This is a genomic window from Exiguobacterium sp. s152 (assembly GCF_018618335.1).
In the GTDB taxonomy this organism is placed as follows: domain Bacteria; phylum Bacillota; class Bacilli; order Exiguobacteriales; family Exiguobacteriaceae; genus Exiguobacterium; species Exiguobacterium chiriqhucha.
The window spans coordinates 169,588-183,203 of sequence record NZ_JACSLX010000003.1; the positions used below are offsets into that span (position 1 = coordinate 169,588).

Annotated in this window: 14 protein-coding genes; 4 read left to right on the plus strand and 10 right to left on the minus strand. The window is 52.7% G+C overall.

The window, feature by feature from the left end:
• Positions 1 to 70: 70 nt before the first annotated feature.
• From KNP72_RS07645 to KNP72_RS07655, 3 genes are all read right to left on the minus strand, one after another.
• Positions 71 to 1,069 carry a Gfo/Idh/MocA family oxidoreductase gene (locus KNP72_RS07645; protein ID WP_214719664.1) on the minus strand — a complete coding sequence of 333 codons (999 nt, stop codon included), beginning with the start codon at positions 1,067 to 1,069 and terminating at the stop codon, positions 71 to 73.
• A 59-nt stretch (positions 1,070 to 1,128) separates the two neighbouring features.
• Positions 1,129 to 1,617, minus strand: a complete 489-nt coding sequence (locus KNP72_RS07650) for a GNAT family N-acetyltransferase (RefSeq protein WP_029595557.1) — start codon at positions 1,615 to 1,617, stop codon at positions 1,129 to 1,131.
• Between the two features lie 79 nt (positions 1,618 to 1,696).
• Positions 1,697 to 2,122, minus strand: a complete 426-nt coding sequence (locus KNP72_RS07655) for an OsmC family protein (protein WP_214713668.1) — start codon at positions 2,120 to 2,122, stop codon at positions 1,697 to 1,699.
• Between the two features lie 95 nt (positions 2,123 to 2,217).
• Between KNP72_RS07655 and cls the strand changes: the two genes are divergently transcribed.
• From cls to KNP72_RS07675, 4 genes are all read left to right on the plus strand, one after another.
• Positions 2,218 to 3,675 (plus strand): cardiolipin synthase, encoded by a 1,458-nt coding sequence (cls, locus tag KNP72_RS07660; protein WP_214719665.1) that lies wholly within the window; start codon positions 2,218 to 2,220, stop codon positions 3,673 to 3,675.
• Positions 3,676 to 3,930: 255 nt separating this feature from the next.
• Positions 3,931 to 4,812, plus strand: coding sequence for a GGDEF domain-containing protein (locus KNP72_RS07665; protein WP_214832725.1), 882 nt, complete (start codon positions 3,931 to 3,933; stop codon positions 4,810 to 4,812).
• 139 nt (positions 4,813 to 4,951) lie between these two features.
• Positions 4,952 to 5,512, plus strand: coding sequence for a class I SAM-dependent methyltransferase (locus tag KNP72_RS07670; protein WP_214719667.1), 561 nt, complete (start codon positions 4,952 to 4,954; stop codon positions 5,510 to 5,512).
• Between the two features lie 3 nt (positions 5,513 to 5,515).
• The gene (locus KNP72_RS07675) at positions 5,516 to 5,938 is read left to right on the plus strand and encodes an RrF2 family transcriptional regulator (RefSeq protein WP_214719668.1); all 423 of its coding nucleotides are present in this window, start codon (positions 5,516 to 5,518) and stop codon (positions 5,936 to 5,938) included.
• 65 nt (positions 5,939 to 6,003) lie between these two features.
• Here KNP72_RS07675 and KNP72_RS07680 read toward each other — a convergent pair whose 3' ends face one another.
• The 7 genes from KNP72_RS07680 to KNP72_RS07710 all read right to left on the minus strand — a co-directional run bounded on the left by KNP72_RS07680 (position 6,004) and on the right by KNP72_RS07710 (position 13,518).
• On the minus strand, positions 6,004 to 7,983 hold the full coding sequence (locus KNP72_RS07680) for a methyl-accepting chemotaxis protein (protein WP_214832727.1): 1,980 nt from the start codon (positions 7,981 to 7,983) through the stop codon (positions 6,004 to 6,006).
• A 170-nt stretch (positions 7,984 to 8,153) separates the two neighbouring features.
• A complete protein-coding gene (locus tag KNP72_RS07685; RefSeq protein ID WP_214719669.1) occupies positions 8,154 to 8,621 on the minus strand; it encodes an SRPBCC domain-containing protein in 468 nt (155 codons plus the stop codon).
• Positions 8,622 to 8,896: 275 nt separating this feature from the next.
• Positions 8,897 to 9,214 (minus strand): hypothetical protein, encoded by a 318-nt coding sequence (locus KNP72_RS07690; protein ID WP_214832729.1) that lies wholly within the window; start codon positions 9,212 to 9,214, stop codon positions 8,897 to 8,899.
• A 72-nt stretch (positions 9,215 to 9,286) separates the two neighbouring features.
• Entirely contained in the window at positions 9,287 to 9,808 is a 522-nt protein-coding gene (locus tag KNP72_RS07695; RefSeq protein ID WP_214719670.1) for a GNAT family N-acetyltransferase, read from the minus strand.
• A gap of 133 nt (positions 9,809 to 9,941) precedes the next feature.
• Positions 9,942 to 11,849, minus strand: coding sequence for a PTS fructose transporter subunit IIABC (locus KNP72_RS07700; protein WP_214832731.1), 1,908 nt, complete (start codon positions 11,847 to 11,849; stop codon positions 9,942 to 9,944).
• On the minus strand, positions 11,846 to 12,775 hold the full coding sequence (gene pfkB, locus KNP72_RS07705; protein WP_214832733.1) for a 1-phosphofructokinase: 930 nt from the start codon (positions 12,773 to 12,775) through the stop codon (positions 11,846 to 11,848). Before pfkB ends, KNP72_RS07700 begins: the two co-directional genes overlap by 4 nt.
• Positions 12,772 to 13,518, minus strand: coding sequence for a DeoR/GlpR family DNA-binding transcription regulator (locus KNP72_RS07710; protein WP_029595570.1), 747 nt, complete (start codon positions 13,516 to 13,518; stop codon positions 12,772 to 12,774). The genes pfkB and KNP72_RS07710 overlap by 4 nt, the downstream gene beginning before the upstream one ends.
• Positions 13,519 to 13,616 lie beyond the last annotated feature (98 nt).

Genomic DNA, 13,616 nt, shown 5'->3' on the forward strand with positions numbered 1-13,616 from the left:
AATCATCATGATTTCTTTTAAATTATGGAAAAAGACGACCGTGCCGAACACGGCAGGTCGCCCTACAAAATTATGAGTTGAAGTCGAGGACACGTTGGGAACGGGACGACTCACGGGCCGTCTCGATGACACGTGTCGTCAATAGCGCGTCCTCAAGTAGGACGAGCGGACGTCGTGTCGTATAGCTATCCGCGAGCGCTTGATAGAATGTCACATAGCCGCCCGGTTCGATGTCAATCGTTGTTTCCGAATCCGTGACGACCGCTCCGGTCTCACGGTCGGGGCATCTGACTTCTCCGTTCCGGAGACACGCCTCCTGTGGATCGAGCCCGAATTTGAGGAAGCTGCCTTCCGTCCCGTGCACTTCGAACCGCGGCGCCTCGATGGCGATGAACGGGTTCGAGCGAAGATAGACCCGCTTCTCTCCATAATGCAACGTCACATGGAACCCATCATCGGACTGGCCCCCGTCACGTTGAACCATGACATCGGCCGATACTTTGTCCGGCTTCCCGAACAAGACGAGTGCTTGGTCGATCAAGTGGCTGCCGAGGTCAAATAGAATGCCCGCGCCCGGCCCAGCGTTCTCGCGCCAACGGTCACGGACAGTCGGACGGAACCGGTCGAACCGTGACTCGACGACTTTCCAATCACCGAGACGATGTTCCTCGAGCAATCGTTTGACAGTCAAGAAGTCTCCGTCCATTCGGCGATTATGGAAGACGTTGACGATTCCCTCACTTGCTTGTTCGAGCGCGATCAACGCCTCCCCTTCCTCTGTCGTCACGAACGCCGGCTTCTCGACGAGCACGTCTTTCCCCGCTGTCAGGCACCGTTCGACCATGTCTTTATGTAAATGGGATGGCGTCGTGATGACGAACAACGAGGCCTCTGTTGCAAGTGCCTCATCTAGCGTCGTATACACCGTGACGTCGCCAAGGACGGCTCGTACGTCTTTAGGGCGTGATGAGACGACACCAGCGATATGGAAGTCATCGAGCTCCTGTAAAAATGGTAAATGGAATGTCGTCGCGGAAAAACCGAAACCGACAAGTATTGTGTTGATCATCTTGTTTCCTCCCATCAATTCGCTTCTCAGTATATCAAAAAAAGGGGTTGGTCGACCCCTTACGCACTGACACTCTCATCCATATTGTATTCGAACGTGTTGTATCCGTCCCGTGAGTCCACGAAGACGAAGCCAAACCGTGGATAATAACTATTCAAGAACGCATTGTCAGCCACACAGTCGAGCCGAATCGGTTCATGTGTGTCGGCCTCACGCAAGACGTGCTCCATCAGTTGCTGACCGACGCCTCTGCCTTTCAATCGTTCGCTGACGACGATCCGATGGATGTATTGACCGCGTTCGCCATCTTCCCATAAATTGTGGTCCCAGTCATCTGCCGGAAGTAAGGCGATCGAGGCCAATACCGATTCGTCTTGCTCGTACACGTAAACGTGTCCCGAGGTGATGTCCGTCTGCACCCGATCCATGAGGTCCTGCTCCAAATATTCCGTCCATTGGTCGCTACCTTGTTGTTTTAACGCTACGGCTCGTTGTTCGATTAGGTCCGCGATGTGCTTGGCATCGCGTTTCGTCGCGAGTCGAATCATAACGTCCTCCTTTGTATTGCAGTATTTGAAATACAAATATAACGGACTGTTTCGACTCGTTTCAACCATCTTGCTCACATCACGTGAACGGGACGACCTCGCCTCCGTTCAACTGGTAACTATACGTCATTGTCGCGTTCAGACTGTGCGATACGGAACAGTAGCGATCAACCGACAACTCGATGGCACGACGGACCCGCTCTTCAGGCATGTCCCCATCGAGGACGTATAAGATGTGAATCGCCGTGAACTTCTTCGGATGTTCCGTCGCCCGGACACCGTCGATGTTCATCTCGAACCGCTCGAGCGGTAAGCGCATCTTATGCAAAATCGAGACGATATCGATGCCTGTACAGGCCGCCGTCGCCTGCAGGAGCATCTCGGTCGGCCGTGGACCGGTGTTGAGACCACCGACTTCCTCCCCGGCGTCGAGCGTCACATCATGCCCCGACGGCGTCGTCGTCTGGAACGCCATCCCTTGTTTCCAATTCACTTGTAAATGCATCTCTGTCTCCTCCTTATGTTTCGATAGCTTACTATTCCCTTGAATGAGGTATTATTAATCTATGCAGTGAAATTGTCGTTTAGGGAGTTGGTCGCATGGATTGGTCGGTCATTATTAGTTGGGGACTATATATCGTCCTCGGATTGAATTTATTGTTCGCATTAGCCGTCATATTCGCGGAGCGCCGTGACGTCGGGGCGACGTGGGCATGGCTGCTCGTTTTATTTTTCTTACCAATCCTAGGGTTCATCGTCTACATGTTTCTCGGACGTCAGTTGAAGAAAGATAACTTCTTCAACTTGAGCGTCGAAGAGCGCTCGTTCCACGCCCTTCAAGTCGACAGTCAAATCGAGCAGATTCGCCGGAAAGAGACGATGATTGCTCAACCGTTATTCGAGAAGTACGAGCAACTGCTCGAGATGAACTTGCGCTCTTCGAAATCGCTCATTAGCGTCCACAACAAATCTGCCATCATGCACGACGGGGAACAGAAGTTTAAAGCGCTCATGGACGATATTCGGAGCGCCGAGACGGAAATCAATATCCAGTACTACATCATTCAGCGGGATGCGCTCGGGAAGGCGCTCATCCATGAACTGATTGAACGGGCCAAGGCCGGTGTCAAAGTGCGGCTCCTCTATGACGCGGTCGGTTCGCGCAGCCTCCGCAACTCCGACTTCAAAGAATTGATTGCCCATAACGGCGAGGTCCGTGTCTTCTTCCCGCCGACATTTGGCCTCATCAACTTTAAATTGAATAATCGGAACCACCGGAAAGTTGTCATCATCGACGGCAAAATCGGTTACGTCGGCGGGTTCAACGTCGGGACTGAATACCTCGGCCTCGTCGAGAAGTTTGGTTACTGGCGCGATACACACCTCCGTGTTGAGGGGGATGTCGTCTATCACCTGCAACACCGGTTCATTCTCGATTGGAACTATTCCGGCAGCAAGCATCACGACCCGGAGAACTCGTTCTGTTTCGCCCGCCACGATATCAAGGATATGTCGCCGATGCAGATTGTGACGAGCGGTCCGAACTCCGACACGGAACATTTGAAAAACATGATGATTAAAATGATTATGTCGGCGAAGGAGCGCGTCATTATTCAGACGCCTTACTTCATCCCGGATGCGAGTTTCATGGACGCCTGTAAGATGGCACTCCTGTCCGGCGTCAAGATGGACATCATGATTCCCGGCAAACCCGACCACCCGTTCGTCATGTGGGCGTCACTATCGTTTCTCGGTGAACTGCTTGACTATGGGGCGAACGTGTATATGTACGGACAAGGTTTCCTGCACGCCAAGACGCTCGTCGTCGATGATGAGATTTCAACCGTCGGGACGACGAACTTGGACGCCCGCAGCTTCCGCTTGAACTTCGAAGTGAACGCCGTCATTTATGACGAGCGAGTCGCGCTCGAACTTGCCTCATTGTTCGAGTCAGACGTCGCCGTCAGCCGGAAGTACACTGTCGACGATTACGCAGCCCGGAAATGGACCGTCCGGATGCGCGAAGGCGTGTCACGATTGCTCAGTCCAATCTTATAATCTCTATTCTTTTGAGTCGCCCTATCGTGTCGGATTAGCCATCGACATGATGGGGCGATTTTGATGTGGTTGAGCTGAAAGATCATCTCACAACAAGCTGTGACGGTTTCTCGTCATATTCTAAATTTTGTTAGCTTTTAAAAGAATACTCGCTAGTTCTTTCCCGATTTAGGGTATAAAGTATCAGTACGAACGTCCTACACTACCGCTACGGTTAGGAAAGGAGGAAGTATGCGTTCACGCATATGTCATACAATGGCTGATCAAGAACGGACTCATCATGACACGCACACCACGAAACCCGATCCTTCCTCATGGGACCAGCTTCCAATCGGCCTGTTCGCCTTCGATCGGCACGGCCAAATCGTGAGCTACAATGAATCATTTGTCCATTTACTTGGGATACTTCCGACCTCGAATCTAATATTCGAGCGATGTAGCTCTTCCTCGTTCGACTTCTTGGGCGCCATCCGGAACGTCTTGAACGGGGAGACGATTCGCATGGCGGGCTGGTACAAGGCACCGGAGCGGCAGCCACGCTTCATCCGGACGACGATGTCCCCGAGCTTCTCAGCCGAAGGACAACTCGATGGCGGTGTCGGTATTTTAGAGGATGCGACCGAACAACGGCGCTACGAAGAGCGGATGGAGCACTTATCGTCACTCGACCCGTTGACGGAGCTCTATAACCGAAAGAAAGTCGGTGACGTCTTATCGACGACGGCTCAAGAGACGGTCGATACCCGGGCACCCGCCGCCGTCATCATGCTCGATATCGATTATTTCAAACTCGTCAACGACACGTTTGGCCACCCGACCGGTGACCTCGTCTTGCGATCGATCGCCCAACTGCTCAGGCGCAACATTCGCAAGTCGGACTCAATCGGCCGCTGGGGCGGTGAAGAGTTTCTAATCGTCGCCCCGCAGTCGACGCTCGCCGATGGTGTCCAGCTCGCGGATAAGCTTCGGCAGAAGATTAACGCCGAGCCATTCGGTCCCGTCCCGCGCGTCACGTGCTCGTTCGGCGTCAGTTCGCTCGAAGGCGGAAAGACAGTCGAACAGGCGCTCCAAGACGCGGACGAGGCACTTTACGTCGCCAAGAACCGCGGTCGCAACCAAGTGTCGAGCAAACGATAGTTTTGAAAAAGGATGCGTCCCCGCATCCTTTTTTTGTGGACAAACGATTCCGTCAAGTCGGCTAGCCTTTACAAACTTGAGATGATTGATTATAGTTATTGCAGACTCATTATATCTATAATAAAAGGAGTGTTTATGCATGCATGAGCAAGTCACTAAAAAAGCGGCCCGACTCGACTCCCTTCAACGGATGCCGGCAGAAGAAGTATTAAGTTTCTTGTCTTTCGCACCTGATGACCATGTTCTCGATTTGGGTGCAGGGACCGGTTATTTGAGTCTCCCACTCGCTCCTTTGGTCACACGGGTGTTTGCGGCCGATCACGATCAAGGGATTCTCGATTATCTCGAGACGAAAGCGCTAAAGCTCGGTCATGAGAATGTATCTCCCCTCCTCGCAGATTTTCGAAAGTTACCTTTGGATAACGATACGATTGACAAAACGGTCGCCACGATTTCGCTCCACGAGGTGTCTCCGCTGCACGACGCCCTCACGGAAATTTATCGGACTTTGAAACCAGGCGGACGCTTCTTATGCCTCGAATTAGAGAAACAGAGTACGGCACGAGGACCCCGCGTCACTGCCAACGAGATGGAGCAATCGATGCGGGCGAGCGGATTCAATATCCTTGAAATCGTTCACCCCGATTCGACGATTGCGAATCAACCAGTCTATATCATTATTGCCAAAAAGGAGGCATGATCCATGCAATTCTCCAAAAGTACGGACTACGCCCTTCATGCGTTAGCCTATTTGGCAAACCTCAATCCGTCCGGGCCGACCGGGATCAAACAATTGGCTGATGTGTTGAACGTCTCGGAAAGCTATCTGTCAAAAATCATGACCAACTTACGCAAAGATGGACTCGTCAATGCAGTCCCTGGCGCAAAAGGTGGATACGAACTCGCACGCCCAGCTTCACGCATTTCTTTCCTCGATGTCATTCTGGCGATGGAAGGCCGTCAACAACTGTTCGAGTGCTCGAACACGACGTCCAAACAACACAGTATGCTCGTCCAGGAAACACCTGCATCGGGCTGCCGAATCAAGCGCGTCATGGATGCCGCCGAGTCACAGTTCTTCGACTATCTTTCAAATCAGAGCATTCAATCGGTCATCAGTCAGTAAAGCATATTTGTAACAACAAAAAGGGATGATAATCTGCCTAGAACAGATCATCATCCCTTTTTTTATTATACGTTGAAGCGTGATACGAGCTCCTGCAATTCTTCGGCCATATCCGCAAGTGACTTCGCGGATTGAGCGATTTCTTCCATCGAACCGAGTTGGTCCTCCGTCGTCGCCGCCACTTGCTTCGAGGCGACCGAGTTCTCGTCGGCGATATGGGCGATTTGTGTCGCTGCGGCCGAGACCTCTTCGACGTTGGCGGCAATCTCTTCGACCGTCGCCGTCACGTCTTCGATGCGCGGCGTCATCGCCTGCGTCTGGGTCATAATCGTTCGGAAACGCTTGGCCGTGTTTTCCGTCGTCTCGAGCCCGGCTTTCGTATGGGCCGACACTTCTTTCATCAACTGGACCGAACGCTCCGTCTCTTGTTTGATATTGTCAATCAACTCAGAAATCTGTTTCGTCGACTGTTGCGATTGTTCGGCGAGCTTCCGCACTTCGCTCGCGACGACGGCGAAGCCTTTCCCGTTCTCACCGGCCCGTGCCGCTTCAATCGCAGCGTTCAAAGCGAGCAAGTTCGTCTGGGTCGCGATGCCGTTGATGACGTCGACGATATTGCCAATCTCGTTCGAACGTTCGGCGAGCGAGTGAATGACTTTCCCGAACGTCTCGACCGATGAGTCAATCGCTTGCATCTGGGCCACGTTTTCAGTGACGGCAGTCGTCCCGTTCTCAGCCTCGAGCGCCGTCTCGCGGGACAGCTCAGACACGTCGGTCGAGCTTTCTGCGATACGCATGATGCCACCGGTGATAGCTTGGAGCGAGACAGCGTTATCGTCGAGTTGACGTTTCGAGTCGTCCGCTCCGGCGGCCATCTGTTGGACCGCTCCGGCGATTTGTTCCGAGGCAGCCGTGTTCTGCGCCGAGTTCGCCATCAGTTCCTGTGACGAGGCGGCGACTTGTCCGATTGATTGATCGAGATTTTGGATGATGGCACGCAAGGAACGCGTCATCTCGTTGAAGCTCGCGGCGACACGACCGACTTCGTCATTCGACTCGACGACGATATCTTCGGTCAAATCACCGGCTTGAATCCGTTCAGCCCCGACCGTCAAACGGTTCAATGGTCGCAAAATCGAGCGTAAGATGACATAGAGCAGTCCCGCTGCCAAGACGAGCATCAATCCGATGACCCCAACGGTCGTCCAAAGAATTCCGGACGTCTCATCCGTGATTTCCTCATCATGTAACGTCCCGGCAATCTTCCAACCAGTCAACTCGTTCGTCATGAAATCCATCTGCTTGCCTTTATTTTCGAACTCATAGGCAAAGCGGCCCGCATCTTCTGCATAGAGCGGTTCGATCCATTCGCCCTCCCCTTTCTCTCCGGCCGCCATTGTCGGATGGGTGACGAACTGTTGCAACGCATCAAGAATCGTCACGTAGCCTTCTTTCCCGATTTGAATGCTTGCCGCGACGGCTGCGATATCGTCGACGTCGACGTCCACCGCGATCACCCCGCGACCATCTGTCCCTGTCTGCGACAGAGTGATCATCATCTTGTTCGAGGCTGCATCGACATATGGATCCGTCACGACGACGCTCCCACCGGCCGCTTCTGCCGCCTCATACCACGGACGTGTCCGTGGGTCATAATCATCCGGTAACTCTTGCGCCGGATAAATCGTCATCTCGCCACCAGTCGAGGCGTAGTAAATATTCGTCACGTTCGGATGCGTCTCCAAATACTCGAGAAACTTCTCTTCCAAGTCAAGGTTCTCCGCCCCCGACTCGTAGAGGGACGAATCAATCCGTCCGGCAAAGAACGCGACATCGCGTTGAATCGGTTCAATCAGGTTGGTGATCTCATCATTCATCCGCTCCACTCCCGCGTGGGCCGATTGCATGATTTGTTCGGTGATTTTCTGTTTCGCCTGATTGTAGGCGACAAATCCAATCAATAAAGAAGGAATCAATAATAGCACCAGCGACATCGTAATCAATTTTTGTTTAATGGTAATCGTGCGGTCGTGCTTTCGTCTCATAAAACAACTCCCATTCTCGAGAAAACTCGTTATGTTAACCTTTGTATCGGACAAAGCAGGAGAATGTTGACACCCTAGACAAAAAAACATCACCTTTTTCTATTTTTCGTTATTGAAACCCTTTTCATACACAAAAAGACCATTTGTTCACATAAAGCGAACAAACGGCCTCAGTCGTTGGTCAAATAGCGGGCCAAATTGTCGAGCGTGGAGCGAAGCCCGGTGTCGTGATCTTGTTTCTGAATCACCGGTGGGACGTTCTCACAAACAATTGTAACGCGTGTTCCTCCATCGAGTGCCTCTAAATACCACGTCTGAATCATCTCTCCAGCAAAGGCGGGGTCTGCTGACTCGAATGTACCCACCTGCACAATCTTGAGACCGGGGACGAGGTCAACAAAGCGTCCTTTCGACACATCGGTCCGGTCAGTCGTTTTACCGGAGGCGAAATCAGTTTCTTCATACGTAAGGACGAGCTGGTACGTGCCGCCAATCCAAGGCTCGAACACGGTCGCGCGAGCCGACATACCTTCCGGTGGGAGCCACTCGACGAGCTCGGCAGAATCAAGGAAAGCGTTGTAAATCCGGTCTGGCGTTGCATCCATCCAAGCCATAGCTGTATCGATGCGTCGGTTCATATTGGATCACTCCTTTAGCGCATGCTACAGTACAGTCAGTCGTGCGGAACTTCCTTTTAAATTCCTTCGCCAAATCAACTCTCAAGATACATATCCATCCGCAACAATTCGTCTCGAAGCGGGGATAAATCTATAACCGAATGGACGCCCATCATATAGTCGTATCTAAAGAACACTTTGAACCTATACTCTTCGTCTGACTCATTCACTTTAGACTCTAACTCAGCGTAAAGCGCATTCCTTAACATGAGTCGAAGTATGTTCGGGATTTGGTCTCATGACAGTGCCTTCCCTGGCCTCACTTTTTTAAGAAGATCTCTCATCCGGATCGGATAAAGCGCATTGAACGCGCTTTTCGAAGAGGGGCGATACGCATAATCACGTCGTTCAAGGTAGGAGACAGTCAATGTCTTCACTCCTAAATAACCCATGATTCGCTCAATCGCTTCAACGTAATTCGATTCCACGCGGAGATATTCCTCCAACGTGAAGACGACACCGTCAAACGTTCGGAGGATGTCCGTGATTTCCGTCCACTCGTCAATTTTTCCTCTCGTTTCAGGATGATATTTGGTTATGCTATAGATGTTCATATAGTCACCTAGCCTGTTCCTTTGTTTTGTGTGTAGTCTAAAAAAAGGACACGACAGTAGAGTCGTGTCCGATTATGCGCCGACGATGGCGTCGTGATTCCCTTTTGTCCATCCATAGGCGACTTCACGGAGGGCAAGTTCCCCGAACAAGCGCTCTTTCGCATCGATGACCTGCCCATCACGTTGCTCATAGAACGTGCGGTAAGGGTTCAATTCGAGCGCCCAAATGATGAGCCCGTGATTCGACATCGCTTGAATCGCTCGCTCTAGCAATAGCGAACCAATCCCGTTACGCTGATGGTCCTCTAGAATGTAAATCGCATAAATCTCATTCGGATGGTCCGGATATTCGCCCGTCCGTTCTTCCCCGTAAAGAACGAACCCGACGATTTCCTCTTCGACGATGGCGACAAACCCTTCGACTTCTCGTTTCGCGAGGGCGCTGCGGACCTTTTCAGACCACTCGATCGCGTTCGAACCGAGCTTCAAGAGAAAGTCGGTCGGCACAATTCCCCGATAGGTTGTGCGCCATCCGTTCACCCTCACCCGCGCAATCCCGTAAGCGTCTTTTGGCTCGGCTTTCCGTACGAGCATCCGTACCCCCTCCTTAGCGTAAGTTTTACAAGTATTTTACCACAAATCACCCAATCGAAATCAGACTTCTTCCAGATTTGACTGACAATCATTTGACAAAAAACGACCGTAGGAAATCCTACGGTCGTACTGGTCAAGCGACGTTACGCGTTGTTGTAGCTTGCGTGTCCGTCAATGGTTTTTTCAAGAATGACAAGAGCAATGCTCCAATCAAGGCTCCCGCAAGAATCGCAAGGGCGTAAAGACCCATGCTCATAGCGACGTTTCCGGCTCCTTCAAGGAGTGGGAAGACGAAGATTCCGCCGTGCGGCGCTGGCAATTGGATGGCGAAGAAGGCTGACAATCCACCAGCGATGGCTGATCCGAGAATCGCTGACGGCAATACCCGAATCGGATCGGCCGCTGCGAACGGAATGGCCGCTTCTGTGATGAACGAGGCTCCCATGATATACGCTGTCTTCCCGGCTTCACGTTCTTGTTTCGAGAACTTTTGACGGGCGAATACAGTCGATGCGAGTGCGACGAGAAGTGGTGGCACCATCCCGCCGGCCATGACGGCCGCCATGACTTCTTGGTTACCGGCAGTAAGTGCCGCTGTACCGAAGACGTAGGCTGTCTTGTTGATTGGACCGCCCATATCGACGGCCATCATTCCACCAACGATAACACCGAGCAAGATGGCGTTCGCTCCGCTCATGCCGTTGAGTGTGTCCATCAACCATGTCATGAGTGCAGCGATTGGTTCGTTGACGACGAGCAACATGATCATCCCAGAGATGAATGAGCCGAGTAACGGATACAACAGGACTGGCTTGATTCCTTCAAGTGTGGCCGGCAATTTCGCGAGCGCTTTCTTCAAGAAGAGGACGACATAACCGGCAAGGAAACCGGCGATGAGTCCACCGAGGAATCCGGCGTTCCCTTGGCTGGCGAGTGCCCCGGCGACGAGACCTGGTGCGAGACCTGGACGGTCGGCAATCGACATCGCGATGAAACCAGCAAGAATCGGGACGAGGAAGCCGAACGCTGCGCCACCGATTGTCATGAGTTGGGCGGCGAATTCGTTGTATGACGGGTCATCCGGGTTAGCCGAGTTGATGCCCCAGAAGAAACTGAGGGCAATCAAGAGACCACCAGCGACGACGAGAGGAAGCATCGCAGATACCCCGCTCATCAAGTGCTTGTAGATGCCGGTGCGCTGTTCTTTTTGCTGACCTAACTTCCCAGTCGCTTGATAGACCGGTCCATCTTGTTTCACAGCCCGGTTGATCAACTCTTCTGGCTTCCGGATCCCTTGGGCGACCGGGACTTCAATGACGTGTTTACCGGCGAAACGATCCATCTCGACGGCTTTATCGGCCGCGACGATGATGGCTGTCGCTTTCGCGATATCGGCCGCTGTCAATTCGTTCTTGACGCCGGTCGAACCGTTCGTCTCGACTTTGATATCGACACCCATCGCTTCCGCTTTCTGCTTCAAGCTATCGGCCGCCATGTACGTGTGAGCGATACCCGTTGGACAAGCCGTGACGGCAAGGATGTAAGGTGCATCGGCTTGAACCGGTTTCGATGCGACAGGAGCCGCCTCAGCCGCTTCTTTTTCTTCGATGGCCCGGATGACGTCATCTTCTGACGTGGCTGCATAGAGACGTTCTTGGAACGCAGGGTCCATAAGGAAGACAGATAATTTCGAGAGTGTTTCCAAGTGTTCGTTATTGGCGTGTTCTCCAGCGGCGATCATGAAGAACAAGCGGCTGTTTTGGCCGTCGAGTGCTTCGTAATCGATGCCTTCCGAGCGTCCGAAGGCGATGGCCGGTTGTTTGACGGCCTTCGTCTTCGCGTGCGGGATGGCAATCCCTTCACCGAGTCCGGTCGTGCTTTGTGCTTCACGTGCGAGGATGGCGTCGCGGTAGCCGTTACGGTCTGATAGTTTGCCGGCGCGGTCGAGCACGTCGACGAGTTCTTCGATGACTTCGGCTTTCGAACGGCTGCGGAGATTCAGTTGAATCGTGTCCTTTTTAAGAAGGTCCGTGATGTTCATGTTGTTTCCTCCAATCGAGATAGTGGGATGACGCTGACTTCGCCGACCAGGCGGTCCACGTCTTCTTTTGTGCACAGCCCGAACGTATATGCAGACGCGCTGCCGGTCGTGACCGCATAGCGGAACGCTTCGGTTGCGTCGTGGTCGAGAATGTTGGCGACGAATCCGGCGACGAGTGAATCGCCTGCTCCTACCGAGTTGACGAGTTTGCCGCTCGGTGTGTTCGCCGTATAGGCGCCTGAATTGTTGACGAGCATCGCACCGTCACCGGCGAATGAGACGATGACGTTTTGGGCACCGCGTTCGACCAACTGCTCCGCATACGGGAGCGCCTGTTCGAACGTCTCGATGTCTGTATCGAACAGTTCACCAAGTTCATGGTGGTTCGGTTTAATCATGAGCGGATTGAGTGAGAGGACTTCGAGCATCGCTTCCTTCGTCGTATCGACGACGAACTCGGCACCGTTTGCCCGCACCGTCTCAGCGAGCGTGCGGTAGAGTGTATCCGGCAGATTGCCCGGAATGCTTCCGGCGAGGACGACGATGTCGCCCGGTTGAACGTGATCGAACTGACGCGTCAACCGTTCAAGTTCCGTGTCCGAGATGACCGGGCCGCTCGCGTTCAATTCCGTCTCTTCTTGCGCTCGAATCTTGACGTTGATGCGCGTCTGACCATCGACTTCGACGAAATCGGTTTGGACGCCCTTGTCGGTCAGCGCCTTCTTGATGAAGTCTCCCGTCGTGCCGCCGACGAATCCTAACGCGACTGTGTCGACGTCATATTCACGTAAGACGAACGCGACGTTGATGCCTTTTCCTCCGGCCCGCTGCGTCGTCTCTTGAATCCGGTTGACTTCACCGAGGACGACTTCAGGGAGCGTCACGTAATAATCGATTGAGGGGTTCAGTGTTAACGTGTAAATCATTGGGCGTTCACCACCTTTGTGATTGATTGAATTGAACTGACGCTTGTCGAGTCGCTCCATGTGACGAGTGTAGCCGCTTCGAGCGGAGCCACCCGACTGAACGAACGTTTCCCGAATTTTGAATCGTCCGCCAAAATGTACGCCTCGCGAGCCAGTTCGATTGCTGTTTTTTTGACGAGTGCCTCTTCCGGGTCTGGGGTTGTGTACCCGGCCTCTAGGTCGACGCCATTGATGCCAAGAAAAGCGAGGTCGACCCGATAGTTCATCATGCTCTCCCGAGCGTTATAGCCGACGAGTGCCTGTGTCGACCGTTTCAACTCACCACCGATCACGAACGTCTTGATATCGAGGTCGAACAAGTCGTTGGCGATTGGTAAACTGTTCGTCACGACGATGACGTCTTTTCCATCTAAAAAAGGAACCATCGCTTGCGTCGTCGTCCCGGCATCGAGATAGACGGACATCCCGTCTTCGATGAATGTCGCGGCCTTCCGTGCAATCGCGACTTTTTCATCGACGTGCTGATCTCGTTTCTCCTCGAACGTCGGCTCTTCTTCGTAGCGGGCCACGAGCGTTGCGCCGCCGTGTACCCGTTCGAGATAACCTTCTGCTTCGAGGTCGGTCAAATCCCGGCGAATCGTCGACTCCGACGATGCCGTCAACTCGACCAATTCTTTCAATTTGACAATCTTTTGCTCCGACAGACGTTGCAAAATCAGTTGATGTCGTTGCTTCGTTAACATCATATTCCCTCCGTAGCTCTAATATAAAGCGTTTTCATTTAAAAAACAATCATAAACATTCAAAAACATTCATATTTTTTTACGTTTTCACAATTATA